The 16832-nt window shown below is 61.2% G+C and carries 13 protein-coding genes; 5 read left to right on the forward strand and 8 right to left on the reverse strand.

Annotated features, from left to right (window positions below):
• Window positions 1-107: 107 nt before the first annotated feature.
• From AC1DXU_RS20000 to AC1DXU_RS20010, 3 genes are read right to left on the reverse strand one after another with little or no spacing between them, the layout of a single operon-like run.
• On the reverse strand, window positions 108-1034 hold the full coding sequence (locus tag AC1DXU_RS20000) for a DUF6492 family protein (protein WP_477371770.1): 927 nt from the start codon (window positions 1032-1034) through the stop codon (window positions 108-110).
• Window positions 1031-1825: a WecB/TagA/CpsF family glycosyltransferase gene (locus AC1DXU_RS20005; protein WP_477371772.1), complete on the reverse strand. Its 795-nt coding sequence runs from the start codon at window positions 1823-1825 to the stop codon at window positions 1031-1033. Before AC1DXU_RS20005 ends, AC1DXU_RS20000 begins: the two co-directional genes overlap by 4 nt.
• On the reverse strand, window positions 1822-2994 hold the full coding sequence (locus tag AC1DXU_RS20010; RefSeq protein WP_477371774.1) for a glycosyltransferase: 1173 nt from the start codon (window positions 2992-2994) through the stop codon (window positions 1822-1824). Before AC1DXU_RS20010 ends, AC1DXU_RS20005 begins: the two co-directional genes overlap by 4 nt.
• 175 nt (window positions 2995-3169) lie before the next feature.
• Here AC1DXU_RS20010 and AC1DXU_RS20015 point away from each other — a divergent pair, with 175 nt between their 5' ends.
• The 3 genes from AC1DXU_RS20015 to proC are packed head-to-tail and all read left to right on the forward strand — an operon-like array spanning window position 3170 to window position 6337.
• Window positions 3170-4168 (forward strand): glycosyltransferase family 2 protein, encoded by a 999-nt coding sequence (locus AC1DXU_RS20015; RefSeq protein ID WP_477371776.1) that lies wholly within the window; start codon window positions 3170-3172, stop codon window positions 4166-4168.
• Window positions 4137-5462: an O-antigen ligase family protein gene (locus AC1DXU_RS20020; protein WP_477371778.1), complete on the forward strand. Its 1326-nt coding sequence runs from the start codon at window positions 4137-4139 to the stop codon at window positions 5460-5462. Before AC1DXU_RS20015 ends, AC1DXU_RS20020 begins: the two co-directional genes overlap by 32 nt.
• A gap of 59 nt (window positions 5463-5521) precedes the next feature.
• Complete coding sequence (gene proC, locus AC1DXU_RS20025; protein ID WP_477371780.1) at window positions 5522-6337, forward strand: pyrroline-5-carboxylate reductase; 816 nt, start codon at window positions 5522-5524, stop codon at window positions 6335-6337.
• A gap of 4 nt (window positions 6338-6341) precedes the next feature.
• On the opposite strand, the gene AC1DXU_RS20030 is transcribed toward proC, so the two are convergent.
• Window positions 6342-7658: an NAD(P)H-dependent oxidoreductase gene (locus AC1DXU_RS20030; RefSeq protein WP_477371782.1), complete on the reverse strand. Its 1317-nt coding sequence runs from the start codon at window positions 7656-7658 to the stop codon at window positions 6342-6344.
• Window positions 7659-8025: 367 nt separating this feature from the next.
• Here AC1DXU_RS20030 and AC1DXU_RS20035 point away from each other — a divergent pair, with 367 nt between their 5' ends.
• Together AC1DXU_RS20035 and AC1DXU_RS20040 are read left to right on the forward strand one after the other, a co-directional pair.
• Window positions 8026-8799, forward strand: a complete 774-nt coding sequence (locus AC1DXU_RS20035) for an SDR family NAD(P)-dependent oxidoreductase (RefSeq protein ID WP_477371784.1) — start codon at window positions 8026-8028, stop codon at window positions 8797-8799.
• A 112-nt stretch (window positions 8800-8911) separates the two neighbouring features.
• A complete protein-coding gene (locus AC1DXU_RS20040; protein WP_477371786.1) occupies window positions 8912-9121 on the forward strand; it encodes a hypothetical protein in 210 nt (69 codons plus the stop codon).
• Between the two features lie 268 nt (window positions 9122-9389).
• Here AC1DXU_RS20040 and AC1DXU_RS20045 read toward each other — a convergent pair whose 3' ends face one another.
• Genes AC1DXU_RS20045 through AC1DXU_RS20060 form a run of 4 tightly spaced genes read right to left on the reverse strand, consistent with a single transcriptional unit; the run spans window position 9390 to window position 16769 of the window.
• A complete protein-coding gene (locus AC1DXU_RS20045; RefSeq protein ID WP_477371788.1) occupies window positions 9390-12479 on the reverse strand; it encodes a DEAD/DEAH box helicase in 3090 nt (1029 codons plus the stop codon).
• Entirely contained in the window at window positions 12476-13804 is a 1329-nt protein-coding gene (locus AC1DXU_RS20050) for an EH signature domain-containing protein (protein ID WP_477371790.1), read from the reverse strand. Before AC1DXU_RS20050 ends, AC1DXU_RS20045 begins: the two co-directional genes overlap by 4 nt.
• Window positions 13801-14772, reverse strand: coding sequence for an OmpA family protein (locus tag AC1DXU_RS20055; RefSeq protein WP_477371791.1), 972 nt, complete (start codon window positions 14770-14772; stop codon window positions 13801-13803). The genes AC1DXU_RS20050 and AC1DXU_RS20055 overlap by 4 nt, the downstream gene beginning before the upstream one ends.
• Window positions 14772-16769, reverse strand: coding sequence for a hypothetical protein (locus AC1DXU_RS20060; RefSeq protein ID WP_477371793.1), 1998 nt, complete (start codon window positions 16767-16769; stop codon window positions 14772-14774). The genes AC1DXU_RS20055 and AC1DXU_RS20060 overlap by 1 nt, the downstream gene beginning before the upstream one ends.
• Window positions 16770-16832: the final 63 nt, after the last annotated feature.

The following is a 16832-nucleotide window of genomic DNA, read 5'->3' on the forward strand; positions in this document are numbered from 1 at the left end:
AGCCTCTAGAGCGTTTCACCATTTCACGGAAATGGCAAACCGCTCTATCTCTTTGATTCAACGCAATTCCGGACGGAAAACCGCTTCGCACTTTTCCTGGAATTGCTCTAAGCGTCCAGGCCAATCAGGCGGCGAATGCGGCCGATATCCGTGCCGATGAAGGACTGCATGCCGATCGCCACCTGCTCGGGCGCCATGGCGGCAACGAAGCTGCGGAACTCGTCGTCCGACAGCGCTTCGCCGGTCCAGTGGACGCGGCAAAATTCTTCCCCACCGTGGAAATGGCCGGCACCCTCCAGCACGTCGTCGACATAGCGGCCATAGATCATGCACTCGGAGAATTTGCGCGCCGAGCCGATGACCTGAACCCAGTTGCGGCCATGCACCTTCTCGATCTCGGCGCACATCGCCGTCACGGTTTGGCGGCGCCAGCCAATCAGTGTCGAAATATAGTCGTGGGTCGAGACCCTGGATGCATCGATGCCAAGCGCCGAGCCCGCATTGCGCGACCAGATGCGATGCTCGTCATGACCGTCATTGGCGAGCACGCCGTCACGCCGGAACAGCCGCACCTTGCCGTCGCGCCAAAAAGCGTTTGCGTTGAACGGCTTGAGGAAGGCGACATCGGAATCGCAAAAGATCAGCACGTCCTCTTGCGCATGCGCCGATATGGCGATGCGGCGCAGCTGCTGCACATGCCAGCCGCGCAACGGCATGGTCTTCAGGCTGAGCCAGATGCGGCGGCGAAACAGGCTCGCCGGATCGTCAAACACATGCAGCCAGCGCGGCAGCAGATCGCGTTCGTCGACGACGCTGCGGCGGCTGTTTTCCAGCTGGCGAAACAGCCCGATATCGCGATGCTCGACGAGGATGTAGTGATGCGCCACACCGGAGACGTGGCGATCAAGGGTTTCGCACAACAGGCGGCAGCGCTCGAAATCCGGTGCATAGCTTGCGGTCACAATCGCTGCCGTCGGCGTCTGCCGAAGGGCGGTGGGCTCGGAAGCGGGGCTCGGTACGAACCGGTTGTTCACCGGATCTCTCCGCTAGGTTGAGGCTTGTGCGACAGTTTCTGCCTGATGACACGCAGCAGGAACAGCGGGTTGCCGACGACGTAGCGGCGCCAGAGGCGGCCGGGTTCCACCCACAGGCGAAACAGCCATTCGAGCCGCAACTGGCGCATCCACACAGGCGCCCGCGGCACCGTACCGCTGAGGAAATCGAGCAGCGCGCCAACCGCGATGGGCAGCGTGCAGTGGCGCGCATCGATATGGCGCGCAATCCAAAGTTCCTGGCGCGGCACGCCCATGGCGACAAGCAGCACATCGGGTCGCAGCTTTTCGATGCGGTCGACGATGCCCTGTTCCTCGGCGACCGAGAAATAGCCGTCATGGATGACGACGAAACTGTGCTGGACGGCCAATGCCGCCAGTTTGACCGACGCGGCTTCGGCGTTGACGCGCGTCGCTCCCAGCAGCCCCACGGTCAGCGGCCGGGTCGATGCCTGCAGGAAGGCAGGGACGAAATCGGTGCCGTTGAGATTGTCGGGGAACGGCGCGCCATAGAGCAGTTTCGCCGCGACATCGACACCGACCCCATCCGGCAGGACGAGAAAATCGTCGAGCGCCTTGGCGAAGACCGGGTCCGAATAGGCGATGTTGGCATTGTGGGCGTTGAGGAAGCTGACCTTGGTGAAGCGGCGCTCGGCAACCAGCCGGGCCAGAAGGGCGATCGCATCGTCCCAGCCGATGGCCAGCACCGAAATGCCGAGGATCATCTTCAACGTGTCGAGACCGAATGCGGCACGGGCGGAATGCATGTTCATGCAGCCACATCCTGCCTGACCGGGCCGAGCCTTTCCAGGCCAAGCCGGATCGCAGCATCGAGCGCCTTGACCTGCCGGCGGTGGAAGGCGCTACCATCGACGTCCCTGACGTCGGCCGCCGCCGCCTCGAGCGCGCCGGCGAATTCGGCCGCATCGTCAGTCACCACACAGTTGGCCGGGCGATGGTCGATGCCGCGCAGCGATCGGCTCGTGGCAACCGAGGGAAGGCCTAGTTCGAAGGTTTCGATGGTTTTCAGCTGCACGCCGCTGCCGGCAGTGCTGATCAGCGGGATGACGGCGCCGCCGCGCACGAAGGCCTGCGCGTCCGGCACGCGGCCGACGAATTCGACGCCCGGATGCGTCGAGGTGACGCCCGACGGCATGCTGCCGGCGATCCTGATGCGAAAATTCCGCCTGAGATGCGGCACGACTTTTTCCAGGAACCAGTCGAGGCCGATGCGGTTCGGCTGCCAGGTCCAGGTGCCGATCAGTGCTGCGTCGCAATCGATGCGGCGCGGGCTCTTGGTCGTCGGGGCTGAGGTGCGGGTCACCAATGGCAGCACCGCCGAGCGGTCGTTGGAGGCAACGCCGAGCGCTGCGCGGTCTTCCTCGGCGAGCGTGAAGACGAAGCGTGCCCGGCGGCAGAGCCGCTCTTCCATGGTCTTGAGCAGCCTGGCCTCGCGGGCAAACAACAGACGCTGGAAGAGGCCGCCGGCAGCGGCGGCGTTTTCCTGCGCCGAGCGATGCTCGACATTGTGAGCGACGAAGATCGATGGCCGATCGTCGAAGAGCCTTTCGAAGGCGCCGGCGAACTGCACCGAGTTCAGGACATAGCCGTCGAAGGGGCCGGCGCGTTCGATGGCGGCGCGGACGTCGCTGTCGGAAAGCACGCGCAGTTTGACCGAGGCGAAGGTAAGGCCGGACAGCATCGCCTTGGCGACCCAGGCAAGTTTGCGCAGCGGCGAGGCATTTTCCGTGCGCACATCGATGGCGCCAAGCACGATGGTGTTTTCAGGGTCGCTGGCCGCCTTGCCGGGCCAGATGAAGCCGGCCACGGTGACGCGCGCGCCAGCGCGCCGCAAGGCGTCGATGACGGCCGCGTTGGCAATCTCGTAGCCCGAAGCGAGAGCGCCGTCGGGCACGATCGATGTGGCGAACAGCAGATGCATCTCACCTATCCCTGTGGCCAACCGGATAGCAAAGCGGGGTGAACCCTTGATTAAGTGGCGGCAATCGGCGGTTGAAAGCCGTGCATCGAGGGGTTTGTCCGCGAAAGGTGATTAACGAAACGTTATCACCGCGGTGCTATCCGAGAAGTCAAACTCACCCTGCGGCTGGACACGGATGATCCCTTTGCCATCGGACGGTTCGGTATCGATCGCGGGACGGTCGGCAGGACTTGCCGCCGAGACCGTCGAGGCGGTCGTCACACTGCCGACCTTCAAACGACCTGAACAGGTGCTGGAAACGCTGGCATCGCTCAAGGCGCAGAAGACCGGCAGACGCTTCGCCGTCATCGTCATGGAAAACGAGGCCGAGGCGCGCGCCGGCGCCAAAGCGGCGCTGCCCCTGTTCGAGCGCGGCGAGATATCAGGCATGGTCATCGTCGCCCATGAGCGCGGCAATTGCAGCGCCTACAATGCCGGCTGGCAAACGGCGATCCTGCATTTCCCCAACTTTAGACATCTGCTGGTCATCGACGATGACGAGATCGCCGACCCGGATTGGCTCGAGCGCATGTGCAAAGCGGCCGAAACGCTCGGCGCCGACATTGTCGGCGGCCCGCAAGTGCCGGTCTTTGCCGATCCGGCGCATGCGAAATGGGCGCAACACCCGGTCTTTGCGCCGCCCTACCGCGAAACCGGGCGCGTGCCGGCGCTCTACTCGTCCGGCAATCTGCTGGTGGGACGAAACGTGCTGACCACCATGGGTCCGCCCTTCCTCGATCTCAAATTCAACTTCATGGGCGGCGGCGATTCCGACTTTCTCAGCCGATCGGCGCAGCGGGGCTTTGTGCTCGGCTGGTGTGCCGAGGGACAAGTCCATGAAACGGTTCCGGCCCGCCGCATCGAGGCCGACTGGATCCGCGCCCGCAGCCTGCGCAACGGCGTCATCTCGACGCTGGTCGAAAAGAAAAAGCGCGCCGGAACACCCTTTGCCGGCGCTAAGGTCTTCCTGAAAAGCCTGGCGTTGCTTGCCGCCTCGCCGTTTCGCGGTGCAATCAGGCTGGCGCAAACAGGATCATCGGCAACCGCCTTGTATCCCATCCACGTCGCCCTCGGCCGCGTGCTTGCCGAATTCGGATATGCCAATGAGCAGTATCGACAGCCTGAGAAGAACTGAGCAGGCGCCGCTCAGCGCCGCGTTCACGCGCGACGGGGTTGCGACCGCCATTGCGGCGCTGCTGTTCACCGCCATCCTGATATCTTTCCGGCCGTTCCAGCCGGCCGGCGCCGAAGTGATCGGCGATGGCGGCGACATCGTCAACCAGCTCGGCTTCGGCTCGCTCGGCGCCATCTCGATCTTCTCGCTGATGGCTTTCGCCAATCCCAAAGTGGTGCGCTCGCTGCTGAGCCCGTCCTGGCTGCTGATGCTGGGTTTCTTCATGCTGTCGGTGGTGATGGCGAGCGACCCGCCGTCGGCGGCGCGCGCCGCCTCGTTCACGCTGATCGGCATTTTGACGATGGCGACGATCCTGGCACTGCCGCGCGACGCCGACGCATTCGCAAAGGTCATCATCTTCACCATCGTTGTCGTCATGGCCCTTTCCTATATCGGACTGATCGTCTTTCCGCATGAGGCCCTGCACACGGCAGACTCGCAGGAGCCGGAACATGCCGGCCTGTGGCGCGGCGTCTTCACCCACAAGAACATCGCCGGCCCGATCATGGCCTGCTTCAGCTTCGCCGGCCTCTATCTCTACCGGCGCGGGCAGCGGCTGTGGGGCGCCGGCATCTTCTGCGCGGCGATGATCTTCATGTTCCACACCGGTTCGAAAACCACCGCCGGGCTGGTGCCGTTTTCGATCCTGATCGTGGTTTTGCCAAGCCTGATCGGCATGCGGCTCGGCACGCCGATCCTGTTTGCGCTGGCGATCATGGCGACCGCGGTCGGCACGCTGGGCATCGTCTTCCTGCCGCCGGTAAAGCACCTGGCGGCGATCTATTTCCCCGATATGACCTATACCGGGCGCACCACACTGTGGGAGTTCTCCGGCAGCATGCTGGCGAAACGACCATGGACCGGTTACGGCTATGAGAGCTTCTGGGGCACGCCGCTGCTGCTCAACCAGGATCAGCCCTTTGACCGGGCCTGGGACATCAGAACCATCGTGCATGGCCATGACGGCTATCTCGACATTGCCGTGCTGATGGGCATTCCGGCGCTGTGCGTGGCGGTCTACACCTTCCTCATTGCGCCATTGCGCGACTACATGCGCATACCGGCGCGCAAGGAAAACATCTATCTCGGCGATTTCTTCATGATGGTGGTGCTGTTCACCGGGTTGAACGCTTTTCTCGAAAGCTTCTTCTTCCACCGTGCCGATCCGGTCTGGATGTTTTTCGTATTGGGCGTGCTTGGCCTCAGGCAAGTGTCGCTGCGGCCGATCGCGGTGCGCGATCGCCATCGGCCCTGACAGGGCTTTCCCGTTGCGCCGCTAGCGTCTACAGGAGAGCATCCTTCGGAGGGCTCTCGATGACGATCAGGCTTGTTCTCGCCGGCTGCGGCAATATGGGTTACGCCATGCTCTCGGGCTGGCTGAAATCCGGCAAGCTCGCCCCGGCGACGGTTTTCGTGGTCGAGCCCAATGCCGATTTGCGCCAGCGCGCCGAAGCGCTGGGCTGCGGTGTGGCGGCGGATGCGGGCGGCATTCCGGCTGAAGCCGTGCCGGCCCTTGTTGTTATCGCCGTCAAGCCGCAGGTGATCCGCGACGTGACCTCAGCCTACAAGCGCTTCGGCGACGGCCGCACCACCTTCGTCAGCATCGCCGCGGGAACACCGGTTGCTACCTTCGAGGCCATCCTGGGAAATCGCGCACCGATCGCGCGCTGCATGCCCAACACGCCGGCGGCCATCGGCAAGGGCATGATGGTGGTGTTTTCCAACCGGCTGGTGTCCGACGACAGCAAGCGTTTCATCGCCGATCTGCTTTCGGCGAGCGGCGAGGTCGCAACCATCGACGACGAAGGCCTGATGGACGCGGTGACGGCAGTGTCCGGGTCGGGGCCGGCCTATATCTTCCACTTCATCGAAGCGCTGACCGTGGCCGCCGAAAAGGCCGGCCTGCCGACGACGACTGCCAAACTGCTGGCCATGCAGACCGTCTATGGCGCGGCGTCGCTCGCCGCCGAAAGTGGCGAGGAGCCGGGCGTGCTGCGCCAGCAAGTGACCAGCCCCAACGGCACCACGGCCGCCGCTTTGGCCGTGCTGATGGGCGAGGACCGGCTGGCGCATCTGTTGACCGAAGCGGTGGAAGCTGCGCGATTGCGGTCGGTAGAATTGGGAAAGTAGGCGCTCAGCCTGCTCCGTACAGCATCTCATCTTGCAGCTTGCGCAAGGCGTACAGCCTGGTCGTCTGGTCGGGTGCGGCGTTGCCGGTGGTCAGCAATTCGCCCTTCCTGACCGGCTTCAGCACCTTGCCGCCTTCGAGCAGGCCGACCGGCACGGCTTGGTTGGTGCGGGCGTCGTCGACGGTCATGGTCCAGGAGCGGTAGCAGGTCTCGCCGATGGCATCGAAGGTTTCACCGGCGGCGAGATCGCGCTTGGCGACGGCGCAGACTTCGGCGACCGGCCGCGGCAACGGCACCATGTCGGGCCTTCCGTAAAGCACAATGCGGGCGGCGGTCAGCGGCACTTCCAGCGAGGTCAAATGATAGGGCCGGAAGAAGCTGTAATAGGGGCCGTGGCCGATATGCAAATCGTCCATGCGCTCGATGATGCGCGGATGCGTCGCCTCGACGATGACGAAAACGCCGGGCGCCACGCCCTTGCCGATCGTGTAGTCGACGACGCCCTTCTTCGACAGGATGCCGCCATCGGCGCGCGGGATCAGCACCTTGGCCAGGTCATCACGGTCGGCCTTGGGGCCGTGCATGCCGGGAACATCCGGCACCAGCCCGGTGGCGTTGGCGATGGCGCACATCTCGACCATGGTCTTGGAACCGTCGACGAACTCGACCAGCATGCGCGGGTTCATGTTGCGGCGGAGCGCTTCCGCGCGATAGTCGTCGGGAACGGCATCGTGGTTGAGCGGGTTGTTCTTGCCCTTGCCGGCCGAGACGATGGTGTAGCCGAGCGCCGAAGCGAACTCGATCAGCTCCATGCAGCTCGATGGCTCGTCGCCGGCGCCGACCGAATAGACGACGCCGAGCCGGTCGGCCTGCTGCTTCAGATAGCAGCCGATGGTGACGTCGGCCTCGACATTCATCATCACCAAGTGTTTGCCATGCTCCATCGCCTTCAAGTCGAAATCGGCGGCGACGCCGGGTTTTCCGGTGGCGTCGATGACGACGTCGATCAGCGGGTTGGTGACCAGCATCTCGTTCGAGGTGATGGCGATCTTGCCGCTCTCGATCGCGCCGGTGACTTTCGCCGCGCTGTCGGCCTCCACCGCCATCGCCTCGTCGCCATAGGCGATGCGGATGGCGTCGCGCGCGGTATGCGGACGCCGTGTCGAGACGGCGCACACAGCAATGCCCGGCATCAGCATGCCTTGCGTCACCAGATCGGTGCCCATTTCGCCCGAGCCGATGACGCCGATGCGCACAGGGCGGCCTTCGGCGGCGCGCTTGGCGAGATCGCGGGCAAGCCCGGTCAGGGCGACATTGGTCATGCGCAAACGTCCACTGCTTTTTGGTTTGAAGCGGGAATAGCAGGGAACCGCCCCCGTTTGCCAACGAAACCGGCCGACGGCGGCAATTTCTCGCGGCTTACTGCAACGCGGCCAGCAAAGCCTGCGCCTCGGCAAGGTTCTTTTCCGAGCCGGCGGCGAGGTCGTCCATGTTGCGATCCCGGAAGATGACGAGCGCGTCCTGGCATCATGATGGCCGGCGCGTGGCAAGTCTTCGCGCAAGCGGTGTTCCTATGATGGAGCCTTGTCGGGCCGGCGCGCGGCTGGCTTTCACGCCGAGACCGGTTAGTGTTTGGCTCGACCTTGTCGCGACCGTTGCGGCCCGGCGAGGGCTTTGAGGGAGGTTTCAATGACAACGGACTTCACGCCGAAATTCGATCTGGCCGGCAAGGTGGTGCTGGTCACCGGCGCCACGCGCGGCATCGGCCGCGCCTGCGCACTCGCCTGCGCCGGCTCCGGCGCCGACATGATCGTCGGCGTGCGCAGCAAGGCCGACGGCGCGGAACTGACCGCCGAGATCGAACGCATCGGCCGGCGGGCGCTTGCCGTGCAGATGGACCTCACCGATCTGGCGACCGTGCGAGAGGCTGTCGCCGAGGCGCACGCCGCCTTCGGCCGTATCGACGTTCTGGTCAACAATGTCGGGCTCGGGCCGGAAAACCTGGCGGAAAACGTGACCGAGGCGGATTTCGACCTCACCGTCAACGTCAACCTCAAAGGCACGTTCTTCACCACCCAGGCGGTGGCGAAGCTGATGATCGCGCAAAAGTCCGGGCGCATCATCAACATCAGTTCGCAGGCCGGCACGGTGACGCTGAGGGGCGAAGCGATCTACTGCATGTCCAAGGCGGCGATCAACCATTTGACGCGCTGCCTGGCGGCCGAATGGGCGCAGCACAATATCACCGTCAACAGCGTGGCGCCGACCTTCATCTGGACCGACGGCACCCGGCCCTCGCTCGCCGATCCAGACTTTCACGCGCATGTGCTGGGCCACATTCCGCTTGGCCGCATCGGCGACCCGATCGATGTCGCGGGAACCGTGGTGTTCCTGCCCTCGCCGGCGGCGTCGATGATTACGGGCGCCAACATACTGGTCGATGGCGGGTGGTCGGTGGCGTAGGGCGGACAGGGATACGCTTCTCGCAATTCAAAGAGACGGAAATTGAGCTCATTCCGTCACCCATCACTTTTTGCACGATATGGGGGTATACTTTCCTGCAAAGGAGGCGGGCATGCCCATCCGTCGAAAGATCACAGAGGCGAGCAACTTCACGCCGTCCGAGGTGGGTCTTCTTGGACGCGTCTTCGAGCAGGCAAAGCGCGAAGGTGATTCTGAAGCTAGCCGGGAAGCGCTGGCCTCCCGTATCATCGCCAACTATATGGCCGGAATCACCGACGAGGCCGAACTTCTCGCCTTGTCACGACAGCCGCTTGGTCGGTGAGGCGGCATCGTTATCTCAAGGGGATAGGCTGGTGCTGCGAGAGAGGATTGAACTCTTGGCTACTTGAATGAAATCAATAACTTACTGGACATTTTGTAACATTGTGACGACCGGAAAAATGAACAAAATTCTTGCATGGTCGGAGAAATGCCTCCGGAATTCGTCCCGGCGTTGGTATTGAAGGATCATCGATCGATTTTGCTAGTTACCTACAATTTTGGACTTCTTGGGGTGACGAAATTGCCGCTGTCAGATAGCCCTTCCGACATCATTTAAACTCCCAAGCACCCGCGGCGTTCGGTCCGGCCGAACTAATACCATCGCGTCTCATCATCGCCGCCATGGCATCGTCGATTGTGTGACCGGATGTGGGTTCGCCTTCCTCCTGCAACATATGCTGCAGATGTGCTGCGTCGTCCGCAGAATCACCCATCGGCCAAAGCGCGGAGCTGGCAAGCTTGCGTTTCCTTTGCATCAGACTTTGAAGCAGCAAGTCGAAAGAGTGTTCACGGTATCCTGGATGGACTGCCATCGGCACGTGAACTGATACCGGCCTGGTTTGACCAAGGCGATGGACGCGGTCGTTGCACTGTTCCTCAACGGCTGGATTCCACCAGCGAGACAAGTGGATCACATGGGTGGCGGCCGTTAGGGTAAGACCGGTTCCCGCTGCTTTTGGACCGAGAACCAGCAGGTCAAAACCGCCATCGTTGGTGAGATGCTCTTGGAAGCGATTCACGATCGCCTGACGCTTCTGGATGGGCGTGTCGCCATTGATGAGATCAAGTCGCGCTAAGCCGAATTCGGCACGCACCAGTTCCATGAAGCGGAACTGCATCTGTCGGCTCTCAATAAAGACCAGCGCTCGCTCGCGCGCCGATCTAATGCGCCGTAATATGTCGAAAGTTGCTGCCAGTCGTCCTGACGCATCAATAAACTCCTGCGCGTCATCTTGCGCGTCAATTGCTGGATGCACCGAAACGGAGCGAATATGATGCAGCATCTTCAGCGCAGCGCCAGGCCCGCCACTGGCGAGCTTGACACGAGCTTCCTCATAGCGGTCTGCCTGAAGTGGTGGCATGGCACGAGGATGCATGAAACGTGACTTTGTCGGGAGGTCGCGAGCGACAGTTTCCTTCAAGCGTCTAAAGGCCAGTGCTGGCAAGCCATTCTGCATCTGGAACACGCGGGAGTTAAGTTCCAACATGTTGGCTTCGTCCGGAGTTCCGTATCGATCGCGGAATTCCCGCAAAGACCCTAGCGCGCCGGGAGCGAGCTGATCCATGATAGCCCAAAGATCGACTGTCGAATTCTCGATCGGCGTTCCTGTGAGACCTATACGGAAATCGGCATTCATTGCCCTGGCTGCGTTTGCTGCGAGGGTGCCAGGGTTCTTGATATTCTGGATCTCATCGAAGACGGCGGCCGCGAAGGGAATCTTGCCAAGCGAATGCTGATAGTTTGTGAGCGTCGTGTAGGTGGTGAGGATCCAGGTAAGGTGCCCCGCCCCAGCGCTGAGCGCACCACGGATATCAGAGAAGTCCAACCGAGATTCGCCGTTCTCGATATCGCGCCCATTCGCCCCTGCAAGCTTCCTCGCCCCCGTAGCGGATCCATAGAGTCGTATGAGATGACCGAGCCCTGGCGACTCGACGTGTTGAGTGACCTCCAATTCCCAGTTCTCGAGCAATGAGGTCGGAGCCACAATCAACACTGGACCGCGGCCCGCCGTTTCGTCACGCTTCATGTGCTCGTTGAGCCACGTCAGGAATGCGATTGTCTGTAGCGTTTTACCCAAGCCTTGTTCATCGGCATTGAGGACCCCTGGCATTCCAGCCTTCCAGGACTCAATCTGCCGGACCAAGCTCTCGACCTGGTGGTCTTTGAGCCTGGTCTTGATCGCGTGAGGAACACCGCCGCTGTGATTTGACTGTCGGGGTCCCCGGGTCGGTCGCCAAGTAACGTCTTCGAAGTTGACCTCGGTCTTCAGGACTACGGGGCCGTTCCGCGCCACCTCAACGTCATCCGGTTCCTCTTCTGCAGCTTTCCGCGATTGGAGCCGTCCCTCGAGAATTTGCAGCGTCTGGTTGTTCGCAGGAAGTTCAATGTCATCGAATGGCAGAGCTGCCTCCTCACGATCAATAGCCATTCGGACGCGATCACGCAGGTCCTCAAGTTTGGAGGTTGAGAGGTTGTCTAGGCGCTTGAGCACCGCCTCCGCGAACGCCTCGGGCAACCAAGTCGTGCCACTTGATGCGAATTCGGTCACCGGGTTGCCGGCGTAGACTTCGATGCCAGTCACGCGATCTGAGAACCGGGAATATTCCTCCGTCTCGATTAACAGTGGTCCAGCCGCAGTCTCGACAGCTTCCTCCTGAGCTGCCGAAGACAATTCCTGGAAACCACTCTGCTGTCGTAGATGCGCTTCAACCGCCTCGGCTATTCGTGCACGAGGGTTACGCACGAATGATCTACGCTCCTCGGGGGTCGCGCGCTGCATGTCGGCCATGACTTTGAGCGCTGCCCTCGCGCTGCGATCAACGACTAGGAACTTCCCCGGTGCAAGTCGAAATGCATTGAGCGCACCGCGCTCACGCAATCGTCGCTGAAATTGGACGAGATCGGCACCGCCCAGCTCGGCCATCGCCTCACTTGTGACGGCTTCAGGATCGAGCCTCTCATTAGCGAAGGGTAACACCTCGAAGTCGTCACCATCGTGTGTCGGGCTGATTGAGAATCCGTCCGCCAGCGAGACCTCAAGTCCGGAGAGGAAATCCGTCATCGAAAGCCGCGCCATGGCACTATCTGCGGACATATCGACCCCTGGCTCAAGTGTCTTTCGAAAGCGCGCCAAGGCCTCCCAGTGCTCGGCGTCGTCCTTGGACTTGCGAAGCCCTTCTGCAATCTGAATCGCCTCTAGCATCCATATGGGCAGTCGCTGCAAGCCTCGGTCCGTTTCGAGTATGGCTCCAGTTCTCTTCGGAGTTCGTTGTTGACCCGACCGCAGCCATTGGACTTTAAGTCGAAAACCTTCGGTCCCGAGCACCCCCTCTGCATCAGTGCGCAAGGTCAGGTCCGTGAGCGCAGGTAAGCCCAGCTCAACAGCGGTGGAGTTGTCAAGTGCTGCGGCCAAGGGATGTCCGAGTGTGATGCGATCGGACGAAATCTGAGTAGATTCGTCGAGTAGGTCGGCCGTGGATTTGAGATCTGCAAGAGCCAAGACCAGCCGACGATCGGCGCCTGAAAGAGTTTCAAGATCAATCTTTCTGCCGGGCATAAAACGCCCCAGCAGGCCAGAGCGGTCGGGCAGGAGGCGTAGTGTGATTTTGGAAGCGTCGTAGCTGAGATCAAATGTCATCGGGACAAGGCCATCAGAACACGGGATTGCCAGTCGCCCTGATGAGCGATGGCATCGAGGTTCGAGAGGTTGCGGATATCTGCCACGTCGTAACGCGGTCTATAAAGCTCAGGGGTGCGTGGCTGATCGGCCTTGAAGAAATGGACTCTAAAGTTGAACGTTCCTTCAATGACGACTTTGTTGCGGATTCGCATGACGAGGAGTGACTTGTCGCGATCGCCCACTTGGCGGCCGAAGCGCCGTCCGCTTTGACGGATATCCGCCGGCAACTTCGACAGAGCCGCGCGATGGCCTTCATCATTGAAAGCGATCCAGACTTCATCGATGCGTCCCTGCTCATGGAGTGTCCACCAGAACTTTTCCCGGTCGGCCCACATGTGACCGCGTTCAACCTCGGTTAGAACCCGGAACAAGAACCGGATATCCGCACCCATCAGCCAGCGCAGGAATACCTGAACCAAAGCTGGATCCACCTCACTCCATGCAGGATGAGGATTAACACGAGGATGACTGTAGAGCTGTGTCAATCGATCGACCAGCAGGCTCTGAATCTCCGCCGAAGGGTTACGTGTTCGCCAATGCCCCAGCAGAACTTCGATGGCCGCACCCGCTCCAACCTGTCTCAGCGCACGATCATCCGGTTTAAGCCAGCCCAGCAATCGCTCAATTTCATTGAGAGTTGTGAGTTTCGGTCCGATGGTGTTGAGAAACTCTAGGTGAGCCGCGTCCATTAGACCCGGCGCATGTGGCTGATGCAGCCCCAACGCCCGAAGGCCATGCCAAGGATCCGGCATGCGTTCCATGATGGCGGCAAGCGCTGAGGGTGCACTCTGCGCGTCGAGCAATTCCGGGACGTTCTCTAGGAGGGGCTGCCAGCGAGCTCCGATGCTGGAGCGAGAGTGTTGGAGCGCTTCAGCCAACTGCACCGAATGAGCCCTGCCTGTCTCGAAGCTCTCGATATAGATCCGCACCATGGGATTGAGAAAACCATGCCTTGTCGTTGCGCGAATCTCAGCACAAAGGAAGCGGCGAATTTCGGCCAGATCATCACGAAACCGGTGTCCTGCGGCGTAGACGAGAGAAGCTATGCGCGTCACGAAACTCATTGGCACCTTGTGCCAATCGCTTTCTCTTATTCTGCGCTGCATCTCGGCGAAGAGCCGTTCAGCATCCCGCTCTGGAAGCTTTTCGGGTGCGTCATATCTGTCGAGAACCCGACGAATGTTCCGCTCGATCAACTCAAACGACGGCGGGGACGGTGTCGCGAGCGGTGCTAGAACGCCAAGTCGGCTGGACAGGGTCGGTTGGTGTGCGTCGATGGTCACGGGCTACTCATTCGAGATCCGATGAGCAGCGCATCGCGGACCTTGTCGACCTCATCGGTGTCATGGGGGACATACATGATGATTCGCAGATCAATGCGCCGGTTCGTTGCTTTGTCTTCGACAGTGTCATTGGAAGCGATTGGACGCATCCGACCATACCCAGCCACAGATAAGACCGGTTGCCGCTGGAAGTTGAGGAAATTCAGCAGTCTCTCTTGGTGCGTGGTCATCGCACGGAACGTGGTCGTAGCACGATTGGTGGATAGCACGAGATTTGCCATATCGTCGCCGTCGGAGTCTGTGTGGCCTTCGATCTGAACGGCTTCGATAAGAGCGAAACCTGAATTGCAATTCGCGTCGAATCTGGCGTCACCACCCAGTGTGTAGCAAGGCAATATTTCGTGCAGGCGATTTGCCAAAACCTGCACAAGGCGCAGCCTGTCGGGAAGGAGCGTATACTCCCCGCGCTTGAAAAGCCCTTCGCCCTGGAAGCGAAGCGACTCTTCACTCAGCATCAACTGGATACCCGGAAAATCGAGCGCGATACGGTCGCGCAACTGCTGAAGGATGCGCCGCCGAGCCTCCATGCTGCTGTTGATGTAGGCTTCGAGAGGATTTGGCTTTCTTAGCCTTTCAAGTTCAGCCTCGAGCTTCGCTATCCGGGACTTCAGCTCGACGATTTCTTTGTCCGCCCGCTCACGGGCTGCGATGGCCGCGTCACGCTCCTTTAGCAATTGCGCGATGCGTTGCTCCAAGCCTTTGACCTCTTCAGCCAGTGCGTCGCGTTCTGTCAAGACTTTCTCGTATTCGGGACGAGGCACCATCTCTGACGGATTGTATTGACTCGCAAAAAAAGCGAGCAGCAGGATGACTATGAAGAGAAAACCCACCGTCATGTCCGTCATGGACACAAACGCGGACTCTTCTTCCTCCTCGTGCCGCCGACGACGCATGGAGGCAGCACGCATCAGCTACGCCCTTGCTGGGGCTGGAACTCTTGCAGTCCATCGAGGATCGTTTGAAGTGTCGACAACGCCGTGTTCAACTGACCCGCCATAGACTGAACATGGCTGCGAACGGCCTGCATCGCCTGTTCGGTCTGGCTGGCGTAGAGGTCGAACGCATGGCCAAGCTTCTCGTCGATCGTATCAAGGCGATCACCTTGACCGCGCAACCGCTCAAGCATCGTCGTCACCGCAGCGAGCGAACTTTCGACACCTTGGCGCTCCGCGGCAATCGTCGCGCGCGCTGCCTCCAATGTCTGGGCGGCCGCCTCCGCGGTGGCGCGTGAGCTTTCTCTGACGGTTGCAACGGCATCGCGCGTGCCGTCCGCAAACTGGCGCAGCGTGCCCTCGATGCGCTCAGAGGTCGCTCGCACCGGCGCCGCAGCTGCGACGAGTTCCTGGGATGCCCCACGGAAGGTGCCCGCGGCTTCAGCGCTGGCTGACGCGCCGTCGCGCACGGCATCCGCAAGCCTTCGCATCTGGTCAACACCGCCGGTGAGCGAACCCACCATGCCGTCGAGTTGGCGCGCGATTGCCCCGATCGGAGCTATCAGATCATCGCCCGCCCTCGAGGAAAGCGCTTGGGTCATTCCAGTTATTTCGGCACCCGCCTTGCTGAATGCCTCCAGCATTGACTGCCCAGCTGCACCAATCGCCTTGCCCGCATCTTCGCCCGCAAGCTCCAGGCGAGCCTTCGCCGCATCGGCACCATTGCGCGCTGCTGTCTCCATTTCGCTGCGCATGGTGCCAGCAGCATCACGCATATCTGCCGCCGCGGCCGAAATCGCACGCGCACCCTCGCCGGTGTTGTCGCGAATGCTTTCCAGCGTCCGGTTCATAACACCAAGGAGTTGCTCGGCGCCCTGGCTGAACACGCCGGATGCGGATTCCGCGGAAGCCGACATCGCACCGCGCAACTCGTCCACGGCCTGAGCGACGCGGGCAACCACTGTCTCCATCTCGCTTCCCATGCGGCCGGAGGACTGGTCCATGCGTTCGGCCAACTGGCTGATCTTATCGCCGGCGCGCGCCAGGTGTTCACTTGCCTGCCCAAGAGCACCGGCGACCCCTTGCGTCACCTGCTGCGACAGGTCCGTCGCCATGGTCGAAATGCTCTCCGTCCCCTGTTGGCTCACCTTGTCCAGGAGCGGCTGCATGGCTGTCGTGATCGAGGACGAAATAGCCTGCGGAAGCTCGGTTTTTAAAGGCCCGCCGATCTCCGCGATCATCTGCAAAGTGAGTTGTCGCTGGTGCTCGCGACTTTCGATCGTGGCTCGGAGCTGATCGACAGCAATTTGCTCCAGGCTGGCGAAGTTAATCCGGCCTTCAACCGTCCTGCAAAGCCGATGCAACTGTTCATCAAGGCTGCCGACTAAGACTCGAAGCCCAATCGTTAGCACGATCGAACATACCAGGCCCGTCAAAGACATGATGAATTTGGCCGACGCGATTCGGAGCAGATTGGCCATGGCCGTCTCGTCGATCCGCTCTCCAGATAGTGCGTTCAGCGCCGCGATGAGGCCCAGAAAGGTGAGCGCGAGCCCGATCGAGACGAACAGCCCTGGCCAGATCCGATAGAAACCCATACCGAAATGCAGGTCATCGATGTTGAAGAACACCGACGGACGCGCGGAATTGCGAAGCACCGGTTGGCCGCTCGATTCGTCGATGAACAGCGTCTCGTCGAACTCATCCCACGCTTCATGGAGGGCGTCCTGCTCCTTGCCCAACTTCTGGCCGTTAAACCACGCACTGATTTTCTCGCGGCCTTGAAGCAGCGGGGAGTCGCCACTGCCGAGTTCGCGACGCAACCGTTTGATCGAGCTGATCCGCTTCTGGAAGGTGAGCCACGCAGACGCTAGAATGACCGCGAGCGCAATCAGCAGCACGATCACCACGATGCCCGGCGCAGCGTCACCGGTCAGGAATGACGCAGCGGAAAGAACCAGGTCCTTTACCAAGGTCCCCAGCCCAAGAACTGAACTAAACATACCTGCTATTTTGCCCCTCCGCTGGAGGCGCCT

This window comes from Mesorhizobium sp. P3_A10 (genome assembly GCF_056403175.1).

Bases quoted from the DNA above. Each gene is read 5' to 3' on its own strand.
- AC1DXU_RS20020 (WP_477371778.1), top strand. From the start codon at position 4,137: ATGAGCAGTATCGACAGCCTGAGAAGAACTGAGCAGGCGCCGCTCAGC.
- AC1DXU_RS20010 (WP_477371774.1), bottom strand. From the start codon at position 2,994: ATGCATCTGCTGTTCGCCACATCGATCGTGCCCGACGGCGCTCTCGCT.
- AC1DXU_RS20005 (WP_477371772.1), bottom strand. From the start codon at position 1,825: ATGAACATGCATTCCGCCCGTGCCGCATTCGGTCTCGACACGTTGAAG.
- AC1DXU_RS20035 (WP_477371784.1), top strand. From the start codon at position 8,026: ATGACAACGGACTTCACGCCGAAATTCGATCTGGCCGGCAAGGTGGTG.
- AC1DXU_RS20030 (WP_477371782.1), bottom strand. From the start codon at position 7,658: ATGACCAATGTCGCCCTGACCGGGCTTGCCCGCGATCTCGCCAAGCGC.
- AC1DXU_RS20055 (WP_477371791.1), bottom strand. From the start codon at position 14,772: ATGCGTGCTGCCTCCATGCGTCGTCGGCGGCACGAGGAGGAAGAAGAG.
- AC1DXU_RS20015 (WP_477371776.1), top strand. From the start codon at position 3,170: ATGATCCCTTTGCCATCGGACGGTTCGGTATCGATCGCGGGACGGTCG.
- proC (WP_477371780.1), top strand. From the start codon at position 5,522: ATGACGATCAGGCTTGTTCTCGCCGGCTGCGGCAATATGGGTTACGCC.
- AC1DXU_RS20040 (WP_477371786.1), top strand. From the start codon at position 8,912: ATGCCCATCCGTCGAAAGATCACAGAGGCGAGCAACTTCACGCCGTCC.
- AC1DXU_RS20045 (WP_477371788.1), bottom strand. From the start codon at position 12,479: ATGACATTTGATCTCAGCTACGACGCTTCCAAAATCACACTACGCCTC.